Annotated in this window: 22 protein-coding genes and 1 other annotated feature; all 22 genes read right to left on the bottom strand. The window is 34.9% G+C overall.

The window, feature by feature from the left end:
- Positions 1 to 222: 222 nt before the first annotated feature.
- Positions 223 to 708: a GNAT family N-acetyltransferase gene (locus tag G7059_RS06045; protein WP_166081184.1), complete on the bottom strand. Its 486-nt coding sequence runs from the start codon at positions 706 to 708 to the stop codon at positions 223 to 225.
- A 20-nt stretch (positions 709 to 728) separates the two neighbouring features.
- Positions 729 to 1,529: a MetQ/NlpA family ABC transporter substrate-binding protein gene (locus G7059_RS06040; protein ID WP_166081183.1), complete on the bottom strand. Its 801-nt coding sequence runs from the start codon at positions 1,527 to 1,529 to the stop codon at positions 729 to 731.
- 11 nt (positions 1,530 to 1,540) lie between these two features.
- Positions 1,541 to 2,221 carry a methionine ABC transporter permease gene (locus G7059_RS06035; protein ID WP_166081182.1) on the bottom strand — a complete coding sequence of 227 codons (681 nt, stop codon included), beginning with the start codon at positions 2,219 to 2,221 and terminating at the stop codon, positions 1,541 to 1,543.
- Entirely contained in the window at positions 2,202 to 3,242 is a 1,041-nt protein-coding gene (locus G7059_RS06030) for a methionine ABC transporter ATP-binding protein (RefSeq protein ID WP_166081181.1), read from the bottom strand. Before G7059_RS06030 ends, G7059_RS06035 begins: the two co-directional genes overlap by 20 nt.
- A gap of 21 nt (positions 3,243 to 3,263) precedes the next feature.
- Positions 3,264 to 4,445, bottom strand: a complete 1,182-nt coding sequence (locus G7059_RS06025; RefSeq protein ID WP_166081180.1) for a M20 family metallopeptidase — start codon at positions 4,443 to 4,445, stop codon at positions 3,264 to 3,266.
- 46 nt (positions 4,446 to 4,491) lie between these two features.
- Positions 4,492 to 4,730, bottom strand: a binding site (T-box leader).
- Between the two features lie 78 nt (positions 4,731 to 4,808).
- Entirely contained in the window at positions 4,809 to 5,354 is a 546-nt protein-coding gene (locus G7059_RS06020) for a DUF1697 domain-containing protein (RefSeq protein ID WP_166081179.1), read from the bottom strand.
- A 19-nt stretch (positions 5,355 to 5,373) separates the two neighbouring features.
- Positions 5,374 to 5,679 carry a hypothetical protein gene (locus G7059_RS06015; protein ID WP_166081178.1) on the bottom strand — a complete coding sequence of 102 codons (306 nt, stop codon included), beginning with the start codon at positions 5,677 to 5,679 and terminating at the stop codon, positions 5,374 to 5,376.
- A gap of 76 nt (positions 5,680 to 5,755) precedes the next feature.
- Positions 5,756 to 6,982 carry an aminopeptidase gene (locus G7059_RS06010; RefSeq protein ID WP_166081177.1) on the bottom strand — a complete coding sequence of 409 codons (1,227 nt, stop codon included), beginning with the start codon at positions 6,980 to 6,982 and terminating at the stop codon, positions 5,756 to 5,758.
- Positions 6,983 to 7,024: 42 nt separating this feature from the next.
- Positions 7,025 to 8,251: an aminopeptidase gene (locus G7059_RS06005; RefSeq protein WP_166081176.1), complete on the bottom strand. Its 1,227-nt coding sequence runs from the start codon at positions 8,249 to 8,251 to the stop codon at positions 7,025 to 7,027.
- Positions 8,251 to 9,159, bottom strand: coding sequence for an ROK family protein (locus tag G7059_RS06000; RefSeq protein WP_166081175.1), 909 nt, complete (start codon positions 9,157 to 9,159; stop codon positions 8,251 to 8,253). The genes G7059_RS06005 and G7059_RS06000 overlap by 1 nt, the downstream gene beginning before the upstream one ends.
- Positions 9,160 to 9,182: 23 nt before the next feature.
- The gene (gene pyk / locus G7059_RS05995) at positions 9,183 to 10,610 is read right to left on the bottom strand and encodes a pyruvate kinase (RefSeq protein WP_166081174.1); all 1,428 of its coding nucleotides are present in this window, start codon (positions 10,608 to 10,610) and stop codon (positions 9,183 to 9,185) included.
- Between the two features lie 22 nt (positions 10,611 to 10,632).
- Positions 10,633 to 11,592, bottom strand: coding sequence for a 6-phosphofructokinase (pfkA, locus tag G7059_RS05990; protein ID WP_166081173.1), 960 nt, complete (start codon positions 11,590 to 11,592; stop codon positions 10,633 to 10,635).
- 55 nt (positions 11,593 to 11,647) lie between these two features.
- The gene (locus G7059_RS05985; protein WP_166081172.1) at positions 11,648 to 12,583 is read right to left on the bottom strand and encodes an ATP-binding protein; all 936 of its coding nucleotides are present in this window, start codon (positions 12,581 to 12,583) and stop codon (positions 11,648 to 11,650) included.
- A complete protein-coding gene (locus G7059_RS05980; protein WP_166081171.1) occupies positions 12,580 to 13,767 on the bottom strand; it encodes a DnaD domain protein in 1,188 nt (395 codons plus the stop codon). The genes G7059_RS05985 and G7059_RS05980 overlap by 4 nt, the downstream gene beginning before the upstream one ends.
- Complete coding sequence (gene coaE / locus G7059_RS05975) at positions 13,764 to 14,348, bottom strand: dephospho-CoA kinase (RefSeq protein ID WP_166081170.1); 585 nt, start codon at positions 14,346 to 14,348, stop codon at positions 13,764 to 13,766. The genes G7059_RS05980 and coaE overlap by 4 nt, the downstream gene beginning before the upstream one ends.
- Positions 14,345 to 15,166: a bifunctional DNA-formamidopyrimidine glycosylase/DNA-(apurinic or apyrimidinic site) lyase gene (gene mutM, locus G7059_RS05970; protein WP_166081169.1), complete on the bottom strand. Its 822-nt coding sequence runs from the start codon at positions 15,164 to 15,166 to the stop codon at positions 14,345 to 14,347. The genes coaE and mutM overlap by 4 nt, the downstream gene beginning before the upstream one ends.
- 2 nt (positions 15,167 to 15,168) lie before the next feature.
- On the bottom strand, positions 15,169 to 17,682 hold the full coding sequence (gene polA / locus G7059_RS05965; RefSeq protein WP_166081168.1) for a DNA polymerase I: 2,514 nt from the start codon (positions 17,680 to 17,682) through the stop codon (positions 15,169 to 15,171).
- Positions 17,683 to 17,719: 37 nt separating this feature from the next.
- Complete coding sequence (locus tag G7059_RS05960) at positions 17,720 to 18,685, bottom strand: metal ABC transporter solute-binding protein, Zn/Mn family (protein ID WP_166081167.1); 966 nt, start codon at positions 18,683 to 18,685, stop codon at positions 17,720 to 17,722.
- A 15-nt stretch (positions 18,686 to 18,700) separates the two neighbouring features.
- Complete coding sequence (locus G7059_RS05955) at positions 18,701 to 19,828, bottom strand: AI-2E family transporter (protein ID WP_166081166.1); 1,128 nt, start codon at positions 19,826 to 19,828, stop codon at positions 18,701 to 18,703.
- Between the two features lie 10 nt (positions 19,829 to 19,838).
- Positions 19,839 to 20,369 carry a hypothetical protein gene (locus G7059_RS05950; RefSeq protein ID WP_166081165.1) on the bottom strand — a complete coding sequence of 177 codons (531 nt, stop codon included), beginning with the start codon at positions 20,367 to 20,369 and terminating at the stop codon, positions 19,839 to 19,841.
- Positions 20,366 to 21,205: a rod shape-determining protein MreC gene (gene mreC / locus G7059_RS05945; RefSeq protein ID WP_166081164.1), complete on the bottom strand. Its 840-nt coding sequence runs from the start codon at positions 21,203 to 21,205 to the stop codon at positions 20,366 to 20,368. The genes G7059_RS05950 and mreC overlap by 4 nt, the downstream gene beginning before the upstream one ends.
- A gap of 66 nt (positions 21,206 to 21,271) precedes the next feature.
- Positions 21,272 to 21,958 carry a DNA repair protein RadC gene (gene radC, locus G7059_RS05940; protein ID WP_166081163.1) on the bottom strand — a complete coding sequence of 229 codons (687 nt, stop codon included), beginning with the start codon at positions 21,956 to 21,958 and terminating at the stop codon, positions 21,272 to 21,274.
- Positions 21,959 to 22,005: the final 47 nt, after the last annotated feature.

Below are 22,005 nucleotides of genomic sequence, written 5' to 3'. Positions count from 1 at the left end.
TATCGCGGTACCACCTTTATTCACATAAGTGCACTTCATTTCTGTTAACGCCAGCTACGGAATTTTTTCGAAAATTCAACTCCAAGGTGGTAAGCATTAATTCCTACGAGAAGCTTTCACCAAGCGCTTCACTCTCTAGTTCGGATATCTAATACTCATGTCCTTATCAATGTTTATGATACTATTATATCTTTTTATGCTAAATAATCAAGCAATTTAATTCTACCTTAAAATTTCCATACGAACATAATTCTGTGAATCTAAGCTTCTGATTTTATTTTTATACTCAAACCCTAGTTTGAGATAAAACTTTTCTGCATAGAGTGACGAAGGAACTTCAATACGTCGTGCTCTTAGATAATATGAATCATTTTTTATCGCATTAAACAACAACCTACCAATACCTTTTCGATGGTATCTCACATCCACAAAGAATGATAAGAGAATCGATTCTGTCTTTGATTCGAAGAATGGTGCAATTGTTACGCAAGCAATGACTTCATTCGTATCATCATCAACACCCACATACATATTACCTAGCAAAGATTGCCTTAGTATTTTCTGTGGTGTGAAGCTTACGGCAAGCTCGTTCATGCTTTCAATACCATAATCATGTTGATTGATCTGTGTTAGGTTTTCTCTAATAACCTGAACAAGTGTTTCTTCATCTCCCTGACTGAATCTTCTAACTGAGAACTGATTTTCCAAGTAAAACTTGATATTGCTTATTACCAGACCGGTAAATAAGCACCTTTACTATCTTCAATAACCAATTCTTTTACTTTGTCAGTATGGAAGATTTCTAAAATCTTCTTAATTGCTGGATCATTTTTGTAATCATTATGTACAGCTATTAAGTTTACGTATGGGTTATCTGCTGAAACATCTACTTGCTCAATTGCGATAGCATCTGAAGATGGGTTTAATCCTGAATCTACTGCAATACCTGAGTTAATTGCAGCAACAGCTACATCTGGAAGAGCCCCTGGAATGATTGCTGCAGCTAATTCAATGATTTCAAATTTACGAGGATTCTCAACAATATCATTTAATGTAGGGAATTTCGCATCATTTAATTTAATAAGTCCGTTTGCTTGTAATAATTGTAGTGCACGACCACCATTGGTAACATCGTTAGGAATCGCAATTTTGTCACCATCGTTAAGGTCTTTTAAACTTGTAAGTTTCTTTGAATAGATTCCTAAAGGAGCAATATAAGTTTTTCCAATTTCTGAAATATTGTATCCAAAACTTTCAATTTCATTCTCTAAATACACTTGGTGTTGGAAAGCATTTAATTGTAATTCTTTTGAGTGTAGTGCAGCATTTGGCATTTTATAGTCACTAAATGCAACAACTTCAACTGTGATACCTTCTTTTGCAGCTTCTTCTTTAACGTAATTCCATACAACTGAATCAGTACCTACAATACCTACTTTAACAGTCGTTAATTCTTTTTCAGTACTTGATTTACTTGAACAACCTACTAAAACTAATAGACTTAATGCAACTAATAATATTTTTTTCATGTTCTTTCTCCTTAATGTTGAACTTTCTTAATAACTAAATTTCCAATTCCTTGAATAAGCGTTACTATTACTAAAATTGTAATAACAGATACATAAATGATGTCGTTAAAGTTTCGAGCATGTCCTACGTTTACCGCAAAGTCACCCAATCCTCCGCCTCCAACTGTTCCTGCCATCGCTGTAAGTCCTAATAGACTTACCAGTGTAATCGTTACTGAACGTACAAGCGCTGGAATACTTTCTTTAATATAAACGCGTGTAATAATTTTGAACGGAGACAATCCCATTGATTCTGCCGCTTCGATAAGACCAGGATCAATATCTGATAATGCCATATCTACCTGTCTCATGAAGAATGGCACGCAACCTAGAGTCAATGGGAAGATTGTTGCTTTTGCACCAATTCCGACTCCTATTAAGATTCGAGTTAATGGTAGAATACCTGTAATTAAGATAATAAATGGTACTGATCTGAACACATTACTTATCTTATCAAGTGAGTGATAGATATACTTATTTTCTAAGATTCCACCTTCACGTGTAACAACCAATACAACTCCTAGAACTAAGCCAATTGATAATGAGAAAATGCTACTATAAAGCATCATATAAGCTGTCTGCTGAATTGCTTTAAAATACATGTCTTGCATCTTAATGACATTTGGCAAATATTTAGTTAATAGATCTGACATTTTCAATCACCTCAACATTCGTTCCTTGTGCTTCTAAGTATTGTATCGCTTCTACTTTTCTATCTCCTGTAAGAATAACTACTAATGTTCCAATAATTTCATCTTGTATTATTTCAACGTTTGCGAAGATTATACTTGCACTAACATCAAACTTGGAACTAATTTCAGATATTTGCGCTTCTTTGGTATTACTGCCATGGAAGCTAAGTTTAATTAATTGCTGATCCTCTTGAATCTGTAATATTTCTGGTTTCTTTTCTACAATTTCATTTAATGATTCTAAATTCGTTGTGTTATTAACGAAATCTTTAGTGATAGAAGCCTCTGGATTCGAGAAAATATTAACGACTGTATTTAACTCTTTAACATAACCATCTTCCATAACCGCGACACGGTCACAAATTTCTTTAATTACTGCCATTTCATGGGTAATGATTACGATTGTAACTCCTAAGCGTACATTAACTTCTTTTAAAAGCTTTAGGATTGTTTTGGTAGTTTGCGGATCAAGTGCCGATGTTGCTTCGTCACATAGTAGAATATCAGGATCATTTGCTAAAGCCCTTGCGATTGCTACACGCTGTTTTTGACCACCTGATAACTGTGATGGATAGGCATCTGCTTTATCACTGATACCAACGAGTTCCAGCAACCCTCCTACTTTTTCCTTCAATTTATTCTTCGGTAATTTCTCATCTTTTAAAGGAAATGCAACATTATCAAATATTGTACGTGATTCAAGAAGATTAAATCCTTGGAAAATCATTCCTATCTTTTTGCGTTGATTTCGAAGTTCTTTTGGACTTAATTCATTAATGACGACATCTTTAATGAGTACATCACCACTTGTTGGACGTTCTAACATATTGATGCAACGTACAAGTGTACTTTTTCCTGCTCCACTAAATCCAATGACTCCAAATATTTCTTTATCTTGAATTGTAAATGAAACATCACGGACTGCATGCACAGTATTTGACTCTGTCACGAATGTTTTCGAAACATTTCTAAACTCAATCATACTTCTACCTCTCTCATTTCTTTATGCTTGTTTTTCTAAGTTAAGTTTGTGTTCTTGTTTAATTCTTTCCAGTAATTCTGAATTCTGGATCAGTTCTAAGGCTGTATTAGCTAAGACTTTAGCTCCAAGTGATATAGAATCTAAACCTAATTCACTCTTTGCTGCTTCTCTAAATTCAACTGTATGAACTGAAGTTGGCTCGTTAATAATATTGATATGAGGCTGAATAGTTGGTACTACTTGACTAATATTTCCAACATCAGTCGATCCTCCACCTCTAACATCTCGGTTACCTATGACTTCACCATATTGATTGAGTACCTTTTCGTATACTTCATCAAACAATGGGGTTAATACTGTATTATCTACTGAGTTCTGGAATAAACCAAATTTATAAGTACAACCTGTTGCAAGTGCTGCTGCTTTAACAATGTTTTCAAATTTAGCGTACACATCGTTAAGTGTTGGTCTAGCCTCTGCTCGTAAGTAGAATCTTGCTGATGCATATTCTGGAACTACATTGGGAGCATCCCCACCATGAGTAATGATTCCATGAATTCTTACATCACTTGATAGATGTTCTCGTAAGGCATTAATTGAGTTAAATACCTGAATTACTGCATCTAGTGCATTGATTCCTTTTTCTGGTGATGCAGCTGCATGACTTGGTTTTCCAAAGAACTCGACATCCACTGGATCATTTGCTAATGATGTGGTTGTTAAACCATGGAGATGACCGGGATGAACGCATAATGCAAAGTCAACATCATCGAGAAATCCTTCTCGAACAAAGCTTCCTTTTGCAGAGCCGTTTTCTCCACCTTCTTCTCCTGGTGTTCCATATACTCTAATTTCACCACCAACTTCATCAATTACTTGTTTTAATGCTGCTCCAGCAAGCGATGAGGTTGCTCCGAATAGATTATGACCACAAGCATGGCCAATACCAACAAGCGCATCATATTCAGCAAGAAACGCAACAACAGGACCTGGTTTTTGTGACTTGTATCGAGCATCAAAGCCTGTTCTATGACCTGCAACATCAAGCATGACTTCGAATCCCTCGTTTCGTAACTGTTCTGACAACGTCTCACTAGCGAAAAACTCATAATTACTTACTTCCGGTTTTTCATGAATCTTTAAAGCTATATCTTTATATGTCTCATGTTGTGTATCGACATATTCATCAATTCTATGTGCCATAATCTATCCTCCTTTATCTATTTTATGACATTAAAAAGCGCCCATCCCCAAGGATGAGCGCTGCCCATGTTACCACCTTAATTTATCTGTATCTCACGATTACAGACCTCTTCGAGAACAATCATTCTCTATTGCTATAACGGGCAAACCCGAATTAACCTAAACTACTGTCTCAGCTAATTTGCTCCAAGGCCATTTTTCACTAATCTTCCGTTTATCTACTCCCACCAACGTAGACTCTCTTGTAAACTTTCAAAAAGTTACTTTCCTTTTCATCGCTTTTACATATTATGATTGAATAATTATCATTTGTCAACACCAACATTAAAATAGACACAGTTTTATTCTAACTTTTCAATATTTCTATAGTTCATTCGCAAGTAATACTAATTTATTTACAGTGTTTGAATTCCTAATTGTTACACCACTATTAACCGATGAACTAGATATCTTATACCACTTTGTCTTTGCATAGTTATTCCTGCCTGCTGTCCAATAGATTACTCTTTCATGATTAGCTACAAGTTCATATTCGACATTGGGTGCACCTATGGCTTCAAATACATCAGAAACAGTAAGTTTAGGAAGTACAAAGATTGCATAATTCAAAGTGTTATTCTCTTGATTCCACCAGCTTGGAGCATGGGAAGTTACTGCCTCCAATTGACCTTTAGAATAGACTACTATCGGTATATTTAAGCCAAATAATTCAATGATCATAGTTTCTATATCACGTTGAATATCATCAATACTTCTGATTGACGACTTAAATAGTACATTACCACTATTAATATATGTTTTCACACTATCGAAACCTCGATCCTCAAAACCTACTTTTAGTTCAGCCATTTTGATTAAGTTTTTACCACCTACATTAATCCCTCTAAGTAAAGCAATATATGTTTCCATGAGCTAAGCCACCCTTTAATTAGTCAAATCTATAATATTGTGTTTTAGGTTTAATTACTACACCATTAACAGCATTGTCTCTGTAAGTAACATACGATTTATAATTGACAATAGAAACTAAATACACACAATATATAATAAGAGGAATTGAAAGGAATAACATTCCAACCCTATTAGAAATAAAAACAAGCAGGATACTAATGAGTCCAAATACAATTCCTAGTATTGTTCTAATTATTCCAATTACTATATATTTCTTTCTTGAACCATACTCAGTTATGTCTGTTACTAGTGGTAAAGATAACTCTGCAATCAACTCTAACATAACTAGTCACTCCTCTTACTCATCATTAATTTTACTAAAAAAATAGGACACTTTGTATAAGTGTCCCTATAATTTATCAAAGAATAATATTTCCATCGCGAATTATCGCAACATTTTTACCATCTTTAGTAATGCCATCTGCATGCATATCACTGCTACCAAACATAAAGTCAACATGAATTAGTGACTGGTTTACATTACGTTCTAGTAGTTCTTCTTTTGTCATCTTACCACCATTTGGAATTAATGGATAGCCACGTCCAAGTGCCATATGGCATGAAGCATTCTCATCAAATAAAGTATTGTAGAAGAGTGTATTTAAGTTTGAAATTGGAGAATCATCAGAGATAAGAGCAATTTCTCCAATTCTCTTACTGTTTTCATCGGTATTTAGCAGTTCACTTAATGCTTCTTTACCTACTTCAGCATCAAATTCAACGACTTCACCATCTTTAAACTTCAACCAGAATTTATCAATTAAACGTCCATTATTATTTAATGGTAAAGTATTGTATACAATTCCATTTACATTCATTCGATCAGGTGTTGTGAATGTTTCTTCTGTTGGAATATTCGCGTTGAATTTAACACCGTTTTCTCCAGGTTCATTTCCACCAGACCAAATGTGTCCTTCTACAAGTCCAACAGTAATATCAGTCCCTTTAGAGTTTTTGAAATGAACTGCTTTGAAGTCATAGTCATTCAGAGCTTTATTTTGTTTTGCTAATTGAATGTTATGAGCTTCCCAAAGTGCTTCTGGATCATTGTCTTCACTTACACGACAAGCATAAAGAATGTATTCATATAATTTATCATATGCTTCTTGTTCACCGAGTTCAGGAAAGACTTTCTTTGCCCATGCGATTGTTGGATAAGCAGCAACTAGCCATTGACCAAGACTGTTCATTGAGTATTGTGAATAACGTTCCAATGCTTTTCCTCTTGCTTGAGTTGCAGCTGTGATTTTTTTAGAGTCAACATCATCCATGACACCTGGATTAGGACTTCTTAGAGCTAGTTTACAGAGATCTTTTGTAAGATAATCATCATACTTATCAATTGTCCATTGAGGGACGTTTGTAAGGTCTTCAATGTCTTTGTAGAGATAATGGAGTCTTGCAAGTGACTCACTAGCATATTCTACGATAACTTCTTTTGCACCTGTCTTGTAAGCTTCTTCTACTAAGATATTTACAAACTCATGGTGGATTGGATCCGCATTAATAACTAAAGTTTGTCCTTTTTGAACATTAACTCCTGTTGTAATTAAGAGTTTTGCATATTTATTGTCTATTTGTTTCATAGTTCCTCCCTTTTATTTATAGAAAAGCGTGGATATCCACGCTTAGATTACAAAGTTTCCTTTATCGAAGACAACAACTTCTTTGTCATCTTGAGTTAAACCGATAATTGACATATCTTCACTACCAAACATAAAGTCTTCATGATTTAATGAATCATTTGAGTTGTGAGCTAATAACTCTTCTTGAGTCATTTCTAGTCCACCTTTAATGTTCATAGGATACGCACGTCCTAAAGCCATATGGCATGAAGCATTTTCATCAAATAGTGTATTTAAGAATAAGATATTCAAATCAGAGATTGGTGATTTATGAGAAATTAGTGCGATTTCACCAATTCTACGGCTTCCTTCATCTGTATCAAGAAGTGCTTGAAGTGTTTCTTTTTCTTTCTTTGCATCAAAGTCGATTACAACACCATCTTTAAATTCTAACCAGAATTCATCGATAAGTTTACCTTGATAGTTTAATGGTTTTGTACTATAAACACGTCCGTTTACGTTTGTACGATCTGGCATTGTAAAGGATTCTTCAGTTGGCATATTTGGGTTGAATACAACACCATTTTCTGCAACTTCAGCTCCACCCGACCAAATATGATCATTAACGAGACCAACAACAATATCAGTACCTAAAGAGTTCTTAAAGTGTAATGATTTAAAGTTATAGTCATTTAATACCTTGTTTTGGTGGTGTAATGTAGCATTGTGTTCTTTCCATGCTTCAACAGGATCTTTTTCTTCTGTTACGCGAGTTGCATAGAGAATTGCATCAAATAGTTTCTCATAAGCTTCATCTTCTGGAAGTTCTGGGAATACTGTTTTTGCCCATGCTTTAGTTGGTAAAGATACTAAGCTCCATTGTCCTCTATTAGCCATCATATAATCTGAGTAAGCTTTTAAAGCCTCAGATTGGTTTTTAGATGCTGTAGCAAGTTTCTCACCATCAACATCAGCAAACAAGCCTGGTGAAGGTGCATATACGCTTAAATTACATAAATCTTCTTCAAGTAATGAATTGATTTTGACTTTAAGCCACTCCGGAACTTCTACATATGTATCGAAATCTTGATGTACAGCATGTTCTTTTCCGATAATGTCATCATTGAATTCAACGATAACTTTCTTTGCACCACATGCATATGCTTCTTTTACAAGAAGACGTGCAAATTCATAATGTTCTGCTTTAACATTAATTCTTAATGTTTGACCAGCTTGTACGTTAACACCTGTACGTATTGCTAATTCTGCATATTTTTCTAAAAGATTCATTATACCTCCTGTGAGTAACATAGCATTGCTGCTCCAATTACTCCTGGTTCGTCTAACTGTGCTTCAACAAACTTTGTATCACGCATTTGTGGGTGAACTAAAGATTGGTAAGCTTCGATCATCTTGTCCCAATATAAATTCTTGGAACTTGTAACTCCCCCACCGATTACAAAAACATGTGGGTCAACTACGTGTGCAATTGTTGCCATTGCCATTCCGAAGTCATAACTCATTTCATCAATAATTTTAATTGCACGAGGATCATTTTGCTCATACCTCTTAAAGATTTCGTATGCTGAAGTAATATCAGGACTAATAGTTGCTTGAGCTTTACGAACCATTGCTGATCCACTTGCTTCATTCTCAACAGCACCTGCATTGAGTGTGTTGATATCACTATAACGTGGACGGTTTCTATCGATAACGATATTTCCAATCTCACCTGCATATCCCTTATTACCTGATACGACACGACCATTAACAATCATTGCCCCACCAATACCGGTAGAATGAGTGACATAGTAAACGATACGATTTCCTCTTCCTGCACCTACAAGAGCTTCTGCAAGTCCAGCAACGTTTGCATCATTATCCATATAAATTGGTAAATCAATATATTTTTTCAAATAGTCAATAACTGGGAAACCAGTAAAGCCTTTAATGTTTGTTGATAAAGAAACACAACCTTTTTCTGTATCAACAGGTCCTGGAATTCCAATTCCAATTCCTGAACATTCGGAAAACAATTCAAGAGACTTAATCATCTCAATCATGTTATTAAGAACAACCTCAGGTCCACTTTGGGCCTGAGATGGTTTCTTAATTTCTTCTAAAAGTTCTCCTAATTCTGTAACTACTGCTACGCGGATATTAGTTCCACCTAAATCCACACCAATATACTTTTTCATAGGGGCTCCTTTAATGTTAAAAATTATTTAACTTCAATGATTTTCATTAAGTTAGTGTTACCTGTACCTGTTGGGTAACCAGCAGCAATAATAACTTTTTCGCCTTCTTTAATACCGTATGATTTTGCGAATGCTGATGCAATTTCATCGTCATTTGTCATATCGTTACGGATATCTGAAACAACAGGAATTACTCCCCATGTTGCTTGAAGACTTAATTGAACTTCTCTACTAAATGTAACAGCAATTACTGGAACATTTGGACGGTATTTTGAAATACGACGAGCTGTTGATCCTGATGATGTAAAGGCAACGATTGCTGCAACGTCATCAAGGTTTAGAGCTGTTTCAGCTACTGACATACCTACGGAGTCTTGAATTGTACGTTTTGATGTACGGATAGCACGTTCAAGATTTTCACGGTATGGTAAGATTTCTTCCATTGCTAATGAAATTTCATGCATTACACGAACAGCTTCGATTGGATATGCTCCAACTGCTGATTCACCTGAAAGCATGATTGCATCAGTTCCATCTAATACAGCGTTAGCAACATCACTTGCTTCAGCACGTGTAGGACGTGGATTTTGTTGCATTGATTCAAGCATATGTGTAGCTGTAACAACTGCTTTACCCATACGGTTAGCAACTTTGATAATACGTTTTTGGTAGATTGGAACTAAGTGTGTACTTACTTCAACACCTAAGTCACCACGAGCAACCATAACTCCGTCAGCGATTTCTAAAATGCTTTCGATGTTATCGAAACCTTCTTGGTTTTCAATTTTAACGATGATTTGTGTTTGTGGACGTCCAGCTTCATTTAGTACTTCACGGATTTCTAAAACGTCTTGTGCACGACGAACAAATGATGCAGCAATAAAGTCTACATTGTTTTTTGCGCCAAATGTAATATCGCTACGGTCTTTTTCTGACATAAATGGCATACTTAGAACAACGTTAGGAATATTAACACCTTTACGTGTTTTGATTAATCCTGGGTTTTCGATACGGCAGATTAAGTCTTTTTCATCTTTATCTACAACAGTAAGTTTCATCTTACCGTCATCAATTAATAAGTAGTTACCAATTTGAACATCTTCGTGTACTTCAGGAACTAATAATGTGAAACGTTCTTTGTTTCCGATATAATCTTCATCAAATCCAACACGAACGATATCGCCTTCTTTAAATTCGATAGCGCCATTTTCCATGTCGCCACAACGAATTTCAGGTCCTTTTGTATCTAAAAGAATTGCAAGTGGAATTCCAATACGATCGCTAACTTCACGTACTGTAGTCATACGACGTAAGTGGTTTTCTTGAACGTCATGTGAGAAATTAAAACGCACAATGTTCATTCCTTGTTTTGCTAATGCCTCAATCATTTCTGGGGACTCAGATGCTGGTCCGATTGTACAAATAATTTTTGTTTTCTTTAGTTGTTTCATGAATATATATATTTCCTCTCTCTTAAACTAAACGATCATGTAATTCAAATAATGGTTTTCTTGATTTCTTCGTTAACTGTAATGCTTCGGTAATATCGATTGTAATAATTTCCTCATTAACAATACCGACACAACGCCCACCTTCTCCATTTAGTAAGGCTCTTACAGCTTTATCTCCGAATTGTGTTGCAAGAATTCGATCTCTTGCAGTAGGAGAACCACCACGTTGAATATGACCTAATATTGTTGCTCTACCAGAAAATCCAGTATGCAACGAAATCTTACGTGCTAATAAGTGTACGTCTGTAATTTTTTCACTGACTAATACAATAGAATGACGTTTTTGTTTCTTTTCCTCAAAGTAACGTAAACGGTCTAGCACTTCTTCTTCATCATAACCAGTTTCTTTGGTAATGATTATTTCAGCACCGGTTGTAATTCCCGCATAGATTGCTAAATCACCACAACGGTTACCCATTACTTCAATTACAGAACAACGATGATGTGAACTAGAGGTATCACGCAATTTGTCAACGTTTTCGATAATTGTATTTAATGCGGTATCAAATCCAATAGTGTAATCTGTTGAATCGATATCGTTATCAATAGTGCCAGGAATACCAATACAGTTGATTCCCATTTCTGTTAATGCCAATGCACCACGATATGATCCATCACCACCGATTACTACTAATCCTTCAATGCCATGACGAGCCAAGTTTTCGACAGCTTTTTCTCTAACTTCTACTAGCTTAAATTCTTCAAGACGAGCACTGCCTAAAATCGTTCCTCCCTTGATGATGATATCACTAACATCACCTTTATTAAGAAGTCGGATTTTATCATTGACGAGACCTTCGTAGCCATCAAATATGCCAAAAACTTCGAGGCCTGCACTAATACCGGACCGCACAACTGCACGGATTACGGCATTCATGCCTGGTGCGTCACCACCAGATGTCAAAACACCAATTTTCTTCATAATCCACCTCTTGTACTATCATAACATTTTTTACATCGATATGCGCGTATATTATCTACCTTTTTTGCTGGATTCTGCGATTCTTGCCTGAAATTTCACAAGGTAGAGTCAATGCTGTAATTCTATCTACTAAACGACGTGCTCTAATAGTATCAGAGACTCCACGTGAATCTACTTTATAGAGGTCTACAAGTAGCTCTGGGGGGTAATTACTTGTGATAATCGTCTTACGTTTATTCTCAAGTCTATCGTTTAATATTGTAAGTAATATCTCATCTCTACTCCATGGAGTAATCGGTTCTGCACCTAAATCATCGAGGACTAAAACTTCGGTATATCGGACTGTTCTAAGAATTGATTCTACGGATCCGTTGTTGAATTGGTCCTTCAATAAATTAATAAATGAAGGTACGTGAAGCAAGGCGACAGACTTCCCTTTCTTGGCAAATTCATTGGTTACACACGCTCCTAAAAACGTTTTCCCTACGCCGATATCACCAAATAAATAGTACCCAAGAACATCATTTTCCCGACTAAATGCAAACAGTTTCTTTACAAGCTCTTGATATTTTTTTGACTCTTTATCGAGATTTACTTGTAAGTTTTCAAATGTTGCTTGCTCAAGATTTTCTGAAATAGGTACAATTCGATATTGGTTTAGATATTGTTTTCTTCTTTGGATTTCATCAAACAATGGTAATCTCTTAACAACTTCCGACAAAATATTTGAATCGCTGTCATATACTAAATCAATATATTGACCTAACATTTCATCTTTTTCAATATCTTGTTCACTAATCTTTTTAATTTTCTCAAGTTCTTGAACCCATCGTTTAAAGCGAGACGCATTTTCTACAATAACTTCATCGGGACAGGAATATGTCTTTTGAAACTTCCGAATAACCTCCATCTCTAAAAGTTTCTTTCCCAATTCATTTCTTGCACTGAGTTGCTCTTCATTGAGTTCAAAAACTAGTTTCCTAAAGCTCATGATGGGTCCTCCCTATTTTGTGCTTCATACCACTTCTCTAAATCAAATGGTTCTTCTGAAGAAAGTTTCGCTCCACTTTCATTTGAATCATCTTCGTTATTGTAACTCGGTTGAATTGCTTCAGCTTTCGGACGATTTGATTTCTGATATGTTGGTTTAGTTGTCTTTTCTTTAAATTGAGTCATTGCTTTTGCTTTTTCTACAGTATCTACACCAGAACGTTGCCACGTAGCTGCAATCGCCTCAACATAATTTCGAGTTAGATTTTGATTGTTTGTATTGAGTACATATTCAATAAGTACGTTAATGATTTGACCGCTGAAGTTAAAGTTTTGTTGGAGTGAACGAATCAGCTTCTTATTAGCGTCAACAATATAGTCATTAGATTGCTTGTATGCTAAGAAACTGAGAGGATCAAGTTCGTATGGATTGTTTACTGATTCAATCGACTGACGTCCTAGTTCACGTTCTATGAGTGTAATAAACTTTGTTCTATTAAATGTTCTTGTAGAGATATTACTTGCTTCTAGAATCTTCGCCTTCATTTCTGGATACGATAGGTTATAGATTGTACCTACTTCAGAAATAATCTGTTTCACTTCGTTGGTCCTCATATCACTTGGGAACATTGCATTACTCCATGAGTTAAAGAATTGTTCTGCATCAAATGCATTCTTTGTTTCACTGGGTTTATAGTTACTATAGATTTCTTCGTGTTCTTCTGACCACATTTCAAGACGTGATAAATCAAATGATTTACTAATCTCATTGGATCTATCTATATTCATCTGGGCATTGTAATAACGGTTTGATGCATTTACAAAAGCATCATTGCCATGAACAATTGCATATAGCCTTCCAAAAGTTACATGTTCTAAAAACTTAGCTGGACTTAAGGGTTCAAGAAGTTCGCAACATAAGTTCTGTCCGTTCTCAAATGTTCTCAATAAGGAAAAGCGTTCGAGTTCCTCACGGTATAAGCTTAATTCGTCGATGTGAACATGCAGCTTATGAATCAACTCTCTTGAGCTAATTGAAGGTTCATATTTTGCCTGTGTATAAAGAGTCAAATAAAGACTAGCCGCTGGGTGATTAAACAAAGGTTGATACAATTGCATCAATGAATCAATTTTATCGTCAGATAAAGTAAAATCTAAAGATAAATAAATTAGTTTTGAACTCATAGCGCCTCTCTTTCTAACTTCTCTAATACAGCGTCAATATTTTGATATAAATCTTCTAATGAACCATTATTATAGATTATGTAGTCTGACTTCTCAAGTTTACGCTTTTCGTCCAAATGACGTTTCGAACGTTTTTGTACTTCTTCTTCACTCATGCCACGTTTTTCTAATCGTTTTAAACGGATAATTTCATCTGCAGTTACCATAATAACTGCATCAAATGACGTTTCCAGTCCTGATTCAAAGAGTAATGGCACCTCAAAAAAGACGATTCCTTGTTTATCATTATAAAGCTCTTCCATATGATTCTTTACAACTGGAAATACCATCTGTTCCAAATCAGTCAGAGCTTGTTCATTATTAAAGACAATCTCTGCAAGTTTCTTCCGATCAATACTATTCTCATCGTTAAATACTTGATTACCGAAGTGTCTACGAACAGCGTCTTCTAAACGCCCACCCTGTTCATAATAAGTATGCACAAGTTTATCGCTATCAAAAACCGGATAGCCTTTCTCTAATAAGTATTTACTTGCTTGAGATTTTCCTCCACCTATTGTTCCTGTAATTGCAACTTTCATATTTTCACCTTCTGACATTTTGGACAAAAGACACTTGTCCTTCCTGAGACTTTCACATGTTGTAAAGTTGAACCACAACGGTAACATGGTTTACCACTTCTACCATATGCATTCAGATTGATTTGAAATAGACCTGTAACATTTAACTGCGATGTATAGGAACGGATAGTTGTTCCTCCTGCCTTAATAGCATTCTCAAGGATGTGTCTGATAATTGGGATAATTTTTTGACACTGATATTTACTCAGGTTCTTAGCTGGTGTTAAGGGATGCACTTTCATTTCATACAAAATCTCATCTGCATAGATGTTACCAATACCAGCAACAATACTTTGATCTAATAACACCGATTTAATTGGTCGCGTAGTTTTTGAGTAAGCATTGTATAAATAAGATGATGTAAGTTTCGGATCCCATGGTTCTAAACCAAGTTTCTTCGTTAGAAGATACGCTTCCGGATCTTTTACAATCGCAAAGCGTGAGAACTTACGAGTATCAAGATAATGAATCTCATGATTCATTGTTCTTATTAGCATGTGCGTATGTTTACTTGGTAGCATCGGTTCGGAATAAAGATGAAACTTCCCTTCCATTCTGAGATGAATAAATAAATGAAGATCATTGCTAAATCCAAACCACAAGTACTTCCCTCTTCGTTGAAATGAGACGAATCGAGCTCCAATTAAATCATTTAATGTATATTCAGATTGTGTTTCTAGTAGGCTCTCATAATATAATTCTGCTCCAACTATAGTTTCTCCTAATAGAGATTTCTCTAAAGTGCGAACAATTGTCTCAACCTCTGGTAATTCTGGCATCTCTATTCCATCCAGTTATCGCCAATTGAGGTCGATACATCAAGTGGTACTGGCCAATCAACAATGTTCTTCATAATGTCTTCCACAAGTTTAACAAGATTTTCGAGTTCATCTTCATATACATCAAATACGAGCTCATCATGAACTTGTAGTATCATCGATGATTTAAAATTATTTTCAGTTAATGCTTTATCAACTGCTATCATGGCAAGTTTAATAATATCAGCTGCCGTCCCTTGAATTGGCGCATTCATCGCTGCACGCTTCCCAAACTCTTTAACAGCACGGTTTTTATCATTCAGTTCAGGTATGTAACGTCTTCTTCCAAAATAGGTTGTCACATAGCCATTCTCAAGTGCATCATCCACAATATGTTTCATATATTTTAAGATATTAGGATAGACATCATTGTAACGATCAATAAAGTGAGAAGCTTCATCAATTCCTACATCAATTTGATTGGCTAAGCCAAAAGCAGATATTCCATAGACAATACCAAAGTTTACAGATTTAGCTTGTCGTCTCATATTACTGTTAATGGCATCAACACCAAAAATCTGTTTTGCGGTTGATGTATGGATATCTTCATTATGTTTGAATGCATCAATCATCTTTTCTTCGTTTGCAAGGAACGATAGGACTCTAAGTTCAATTTGAGAGTAATCAATACTTACAAGTTTACGTCCAGCACTTGCAACAAATGCTGCTCTTACTTCTCGAGTTTCCTCATCTCTTACAGAGATATTTTGCATATTTGGATCACTTGATGATAAACGCCCAGTTTGTGTTGCGTGTTGATTGAAGTTGGTATGTATTTTCCCGTCTTCTTTAATATGCTTTGTAAGTCCTACTGCATAGGTACTGTATAATTTTTGATATTTTCTATATGACAAAATCGGTTCAATAATTGGATGTTTATCGATTAAACCTTCCAACACAGATACAGCTGTGGAACGTTTTTTTCCAGTTTTCAGTCCTAAATCATCAAACAACACTTCTGACAATTGCTTCGGAGAATTGATATTAAATTCCTTATTAGCAAATCCATAAATTTGATTACTTAATGCTTCAAGCTTCTTATGAGTTTTTTCAGCAATAGTATCAAGAACACTTCTATCTACTGTAACCCCAAGATATTCACATTTCGCTAACACTGGTACTAATGGTTTCTCAATCGTTTCATAAACAGAGTATACATTATCTTTCTCTGCTTGTTTGATAAGATTTGGATACAACTTACCAAGACCTTTTAGAACTGCACAACCGTTTTCTAGTCCTTCATACTCTGGATACCACAATTGGTAAGTATCACGCAATATATCACTTGTATTGATTGATGGATCAACGATAAAAGCCAATAGTAAAATATCATCGATTGTATGTTTAATATTAATATTGTTTTCTAATGCAAAACGGTATATTCCCTTTGAAGATAAGAACACATGGGGTTTATCACGTTCTAAACAAAGCTTAAACAATGGATTCAGGGTCATTTCAGGATAGGTAAGGTAAGCATACGCTTCTGAGTCTGTTAAGTACACACCCTGAATATTACCTTTCTTATCATAGTCTAGCATCATCATCGTAGTTTTATGAACCCATGATGAACCAAACTCCTCAAGTTCAAAAGTATGTTTCTTTTCTACTACCTCATTATCTTCAATACCTACATTAACAATCAATGAATTCATATCATACTTACGGTAAAACGCATTTAACGTAAGTGTTGGATCTTGGTAAACAATATCAGATAAATCAATATTATTAGGAACTTCTCGATGGATTAAGGCAAGGTCGTAAGACATTTTTGCTTGATCCTCGAAATTTCTTAAGTTCTCACCCATCTTACCTTTAATATCTTCTTTATGTTCATAAAGATTTTCAAATGTTCCGTACTCTTTAATAAGCTTAATCGCTGTTTTTTCACCGATTGAAGGAACTCCTGGTATGTTGTCACTTGTATCACCTTGTAATGCTTTAACATCCACTATTTGTGAAGGAGTAAGTCCAGTATCTTCTTGTAGTGCTGCCACATCCATATGCTTAATGTCTGTTAGACCCTTACGCATAAGTAAAACATCCACATTCTTATCAATTAACTGCAGCATATCACGGTCACTTGTTAGTATGTATGTCTTTGTATCTTCAAATTTATGAGCGATTGTTCCGATAATATCATCTGCTTCAAAACCATCAATCTCATAACGTTTAATTGGATAAGAATCTAGAAATTCTCGAACTAGAGCAAATTGAGAAACCAATTCTGGATCTACTTCTTTACGAGTCCCTTTATAATTATCAAACATGTCATGTCTAAATGTTTTTACACCTGTATCAAATGCTACAAGAATATGGTCAGGTTTGTATTTTTCAATAGCTTTAGTAAGCATTGTTGAAAAGCCATAAACAGCGTTTGTAACAACACCTTCTGACGATTTCATTGTACCTCGCGATAAGGTTCCATAATACGCTCGAAATAACATCGAGTTTCCATCTATTAGTAATAAGTCTTTCATATTTTTCCGTCCCTTCTAACTCAAGAAAAACCCTTGTTTATCGATTCATCGATTCAAGGGCTTCAAGGTTATTGTACATTTCAGTAATATAATCCATATTTTTTGAAATATCCTCACTTGTTAAATCAAATAAACTATTAAGATTAATTTCTGTTAGTTGTAATTCTGTTTTTATTTGATTAAAAATAATCAGTTCTTCTTCAGTTAATCCTTTTTCCATTGCGATATATCTAACGTCGTCAGCTTGAATTCGCTCACGTATTGCTTCAAATTGCTTATCAGTAGGTAGTGAACCATACTTCGAAAGGATGAGTGGATACACCGACACACCAAAACTACGTTGCCAGTTTCCAAAGCTAGGATGTACTGTCACAACTTTGTAAGAACCTTGATTTGTTCTTAGTTTTTGATAATCAGCTTGAAGATTTATTAATTGAACTTCTAATTCATTAAAACGTTCTTCAAACAAATTGCTTTCATCAGGATAATTACTGGTTAACCAATCTTTTATTGTACGTGCCATTGAAGTCATTGCAAGAGGATCCATCCATAAAAATGGATCTTTATCATATGTATCAATGGGTTCAAATACTGAAGATTCATAATACTCTGAATCTACAATGTGTTGCTTACCGTCTACATTGATGGTAGAGAAACGTTTGAAGTTGTAAAGTGTAGATCTATCCGCTAAGTTTATTTTCTCAATCTTTGTATTTTGTGCTAATACATCTGTATAGATTTCCCAATAAGGTTGAAGTTCATCAATATAGAAGACTGTGTCAGCTTTCTTAATTAATTCTTCATAGTCTGAACGAATCACAGCTGTTTGCGCAGTTGAACCTGAATAAAGTCTTTCTACATTAACGCGATTACCACCCAATACCTTAAAGAGATATTCCATTGGATAACTTGTAACTAAGACAGTTTTATCTTTTGGAACACATCCTGCAAGAGTAAAAAGACTTAATACTATAATTAATAATTTCGTAATTTTCCGTTTCATAAGTACCTCTTTCAATTATTCTTTTGATTCAATGACTTCAGTTTTATCATCATCTAAACCTTCAAGTTCCCAATCATTTTCATATAATTTAAATAAAGCACGAATTGAGAAGTAAATTGGCATTGACAGCAAGATTCCTAAGAAACCAAAGATTGTACTTGCCGTAAAAAATACGAAGAGTGATGATACTGGATCAATTTTATCACGTTTTGAATAGACTAAAGGAGTAATTAGGTAATTATCTACATTTGATAAAACAACAAGACCGATTGCTAAAATAATTGGTCTTGGGAACGGTAGTGTGAGTCCTGTTAAGAAAGCTAAGACTTGAACCGATACGGCTCCAATATAAGGTATTAGTATACCAAAAGCAGCCATTACTCCAAGAATTAATGCATAATCATGACCAATCAAAGAATAGAATAATGCATACTCAATCATTGAAACTGTCATTAATACAACTAAACTTTTCAAATAACTAACAACCGCACGGTTAACAACAATCAGAGAATTGCTAAGTTTTGGTGAAACACGATTCGCAACCTTTAATACCTGTGATGTTACATTTTCATAATCAAAGATTAAGTATAAACTGATAACTAATGAAAAGATTCCTGTTGTTAAAAACGAGATGAAGCTAGAAATGAATTGAGAAGCAAGAACCGGAATGTTCGACAATTGATTAACTAGTGATTTAAGTACTCCGGTAAGCTCCGCTACCATATCATTAACCCAAGGACTAGGTACCGAGTCACTTACTTCAGTATAATAAGATACAAGTTTTTGTATTCCTTCAGCCCCTGACCCAATAAAAGTTACTAAATCTGAGATGAGATTTGGAATAATTGAAGAGAATAAGAAAATCATTACAAATACAAATAACAACATCGTAATAGGTACAGATATTTGTCGTTTGATGTTGAACCTTTCAAAAAATATTGTGATTGGGCGTAAGACAAAAGCAATCGCAAATCCAATAATAAAAGGCATAAGTATTGCTCGACCTTTGGCATAAACACTAAGCCATACATTGTCCGTTAACATAATTAGATAAACAATGCCTAAAGTCATTAAAACCATCACCAGTCGTTTAATACTGATGTAACGGTTTAGGTATTCACTAATTCTTGATTTGATTCCCATACTCTGCCTCCTAGCGGATATACATATTTTTTGCGCGCTTAACGATTTGCATGTGAGCAATATCGTATGTTTTTCTTACAATTGGAATAAACACGAGATTTCCTAACACTACCCAAAACATTCTATTTGATACATAGTTTTCAAATCTAATTGAATATCCTTGAGTAAACACGAGTCCAATATACAGTAATATTTCTTTGAAAAATAAAGAAATAATAATCATCACGATGAACTCACCTAAATTATACCCTAAATAGCTACTCCAAGTCCTTACAAACAATACAGTTAAGACATAGACTGTAATGTACATTGGAAATGAATTAATATGGTTCATATCCATCCAAAGCCCCAAACCAGCAGCTCTTAGCACTGAATCTTCAATGTTATCATTTCGAGTTAGAAGGATTAAACCCATAAAAGCTAAATTACTAATAAATATTGAGTTAGCTATAGGAACCTGTTTAAAAAGTGCAGTTAGTACTAAATCTAAGACTGCTAGTGAAATAATATAGAGTGTTTGAATTATTCGGATCGTTCTCATGGTAATTTCACCACAGACACATAACGAATATCAGAATAATTCACATAGCTTTTTACATAAACTACCATTCCCATCCCATCAGCAATATTCTCAACTCGATCTACAAATCCAACTGGCAAACCAGCAGAATAAACTCCACCGATTCCAGATGTAGTTACTGGAACTTCTGAGACAATTTGTGATGATTGTTCTAATAGATTAACAGTAAATACATTTGTATTGGAGTCGTAATGGTCTAATATACCTTGAACGAAGTTTCCCGAAGAAATTTCCATACGTACTGCAACCTTTGAATTATCATTATTAGCAGAAATTAAATTAACAGAAGAAGTATTATCTGTCACTTCAATTACCCTACCTACAATGCCATACTCTGAAATAACACCATCACCTACATTTACACCATCATTACTACCGATATTTAATGTTACAGCATTATCCCATTGTTCAATTGAACGCGTCACAACACTACCATTTATTAAGCTGTGTTCAGTAAAAGATTTATTCAGATCTAAAAGCGCTTTAAGCCGATCAATTTCTTCTTTTTGAGCATTTGAGATACCTTCTAAACGGTATAAATCCCCTAGTTTTTCTCTTAAAGAATCGTTTTCATAACGCACATCCCACATCGTTGCAATATCATTGGCTACATTCCCTACTGTTTGAATAGGATATTCAATTAATCCATAGCGAAGCATTGAGAAAAAACCAAAGAAGTTACGATCTAAGGTTTCATAGAAAGCTGTATGTTTAATAAAATTCATGCTCATTAGTAAGACAATAAGCGTGATAAATGTATTACGAATTGTTTGTCTAAATTTTGATTTTGGTTTCATTTTATCACCTATTTTATTATACTTAAGAACGCATCATAATACAAATAAAAGCGATGGTTTCATCGCTTATTCACTAAACAAATATGAATGGTGAACTTTCAGTGAATAATATCGACTGTTCGCAATAATTAAATGATCACAGACCTCAATACCCATCATTTTCGCAGCTTCAACGATCTTTTCCGTAACATAAATATCTGCTTCACTCGCCCTTAATGAACCTCCAGGATGATTGTGTACTAATATCATCCTACAAGCATGTTTAAATAATGCTTCTCTTATGATATCACGGGGATGAACAACACTTCTGTCAATAGTCCCTTTAAATAGTACCTTGTATCCAAGAATTACATTTTGATTGCTTAGAAACACTACTAGAAAGTGCTCTTGCATTTCATATCCAATCTCAAATGTTAGCCATTCAATTAGTTCATCATTTGAACTTACTCTACTTTCAACATCATAGTGAGGTCTTAATATTCTTCTTGCAACCTCGCAAATTGCTGTTAGCTCGATTGCCTTTGCATCACCGATTCCTTTAATACTTCTAAAGTCATGATAAGTAAGTGAAGCAAATTTTTGAAAGGTAGTACAACTATTTAGGATGTTTTCCGCAATCTCCAGTGCAGATACTCCGCTTACTCCTGTCCTAATAAACAAAGCAAGTAGTTCTTCATCACTTAAACTCTCAATTCCACGTGCTTGCGCCTTCTCGCGTGGTCGTAGCGATTTAGCCATTTCTTGTATTTTCATAGTCATCCCTCACTACTAATAAGTTAAAACCAATCAACACAAATCCT

The organism is Erysipelothrix sp. HDW6A (assembly GCF_011400295.1).
Lineage (GTDB): Bacteria > Bacillota_I > Bacilli_A > Erysipelotrichales > Erysipelotrichaceae > Erysipelothrix.
The sequence above is the reverse complement of the archived record's forward strand: the minus strand, read 5'-3'. Positions and strand labels throughout refer to the sequence as shown.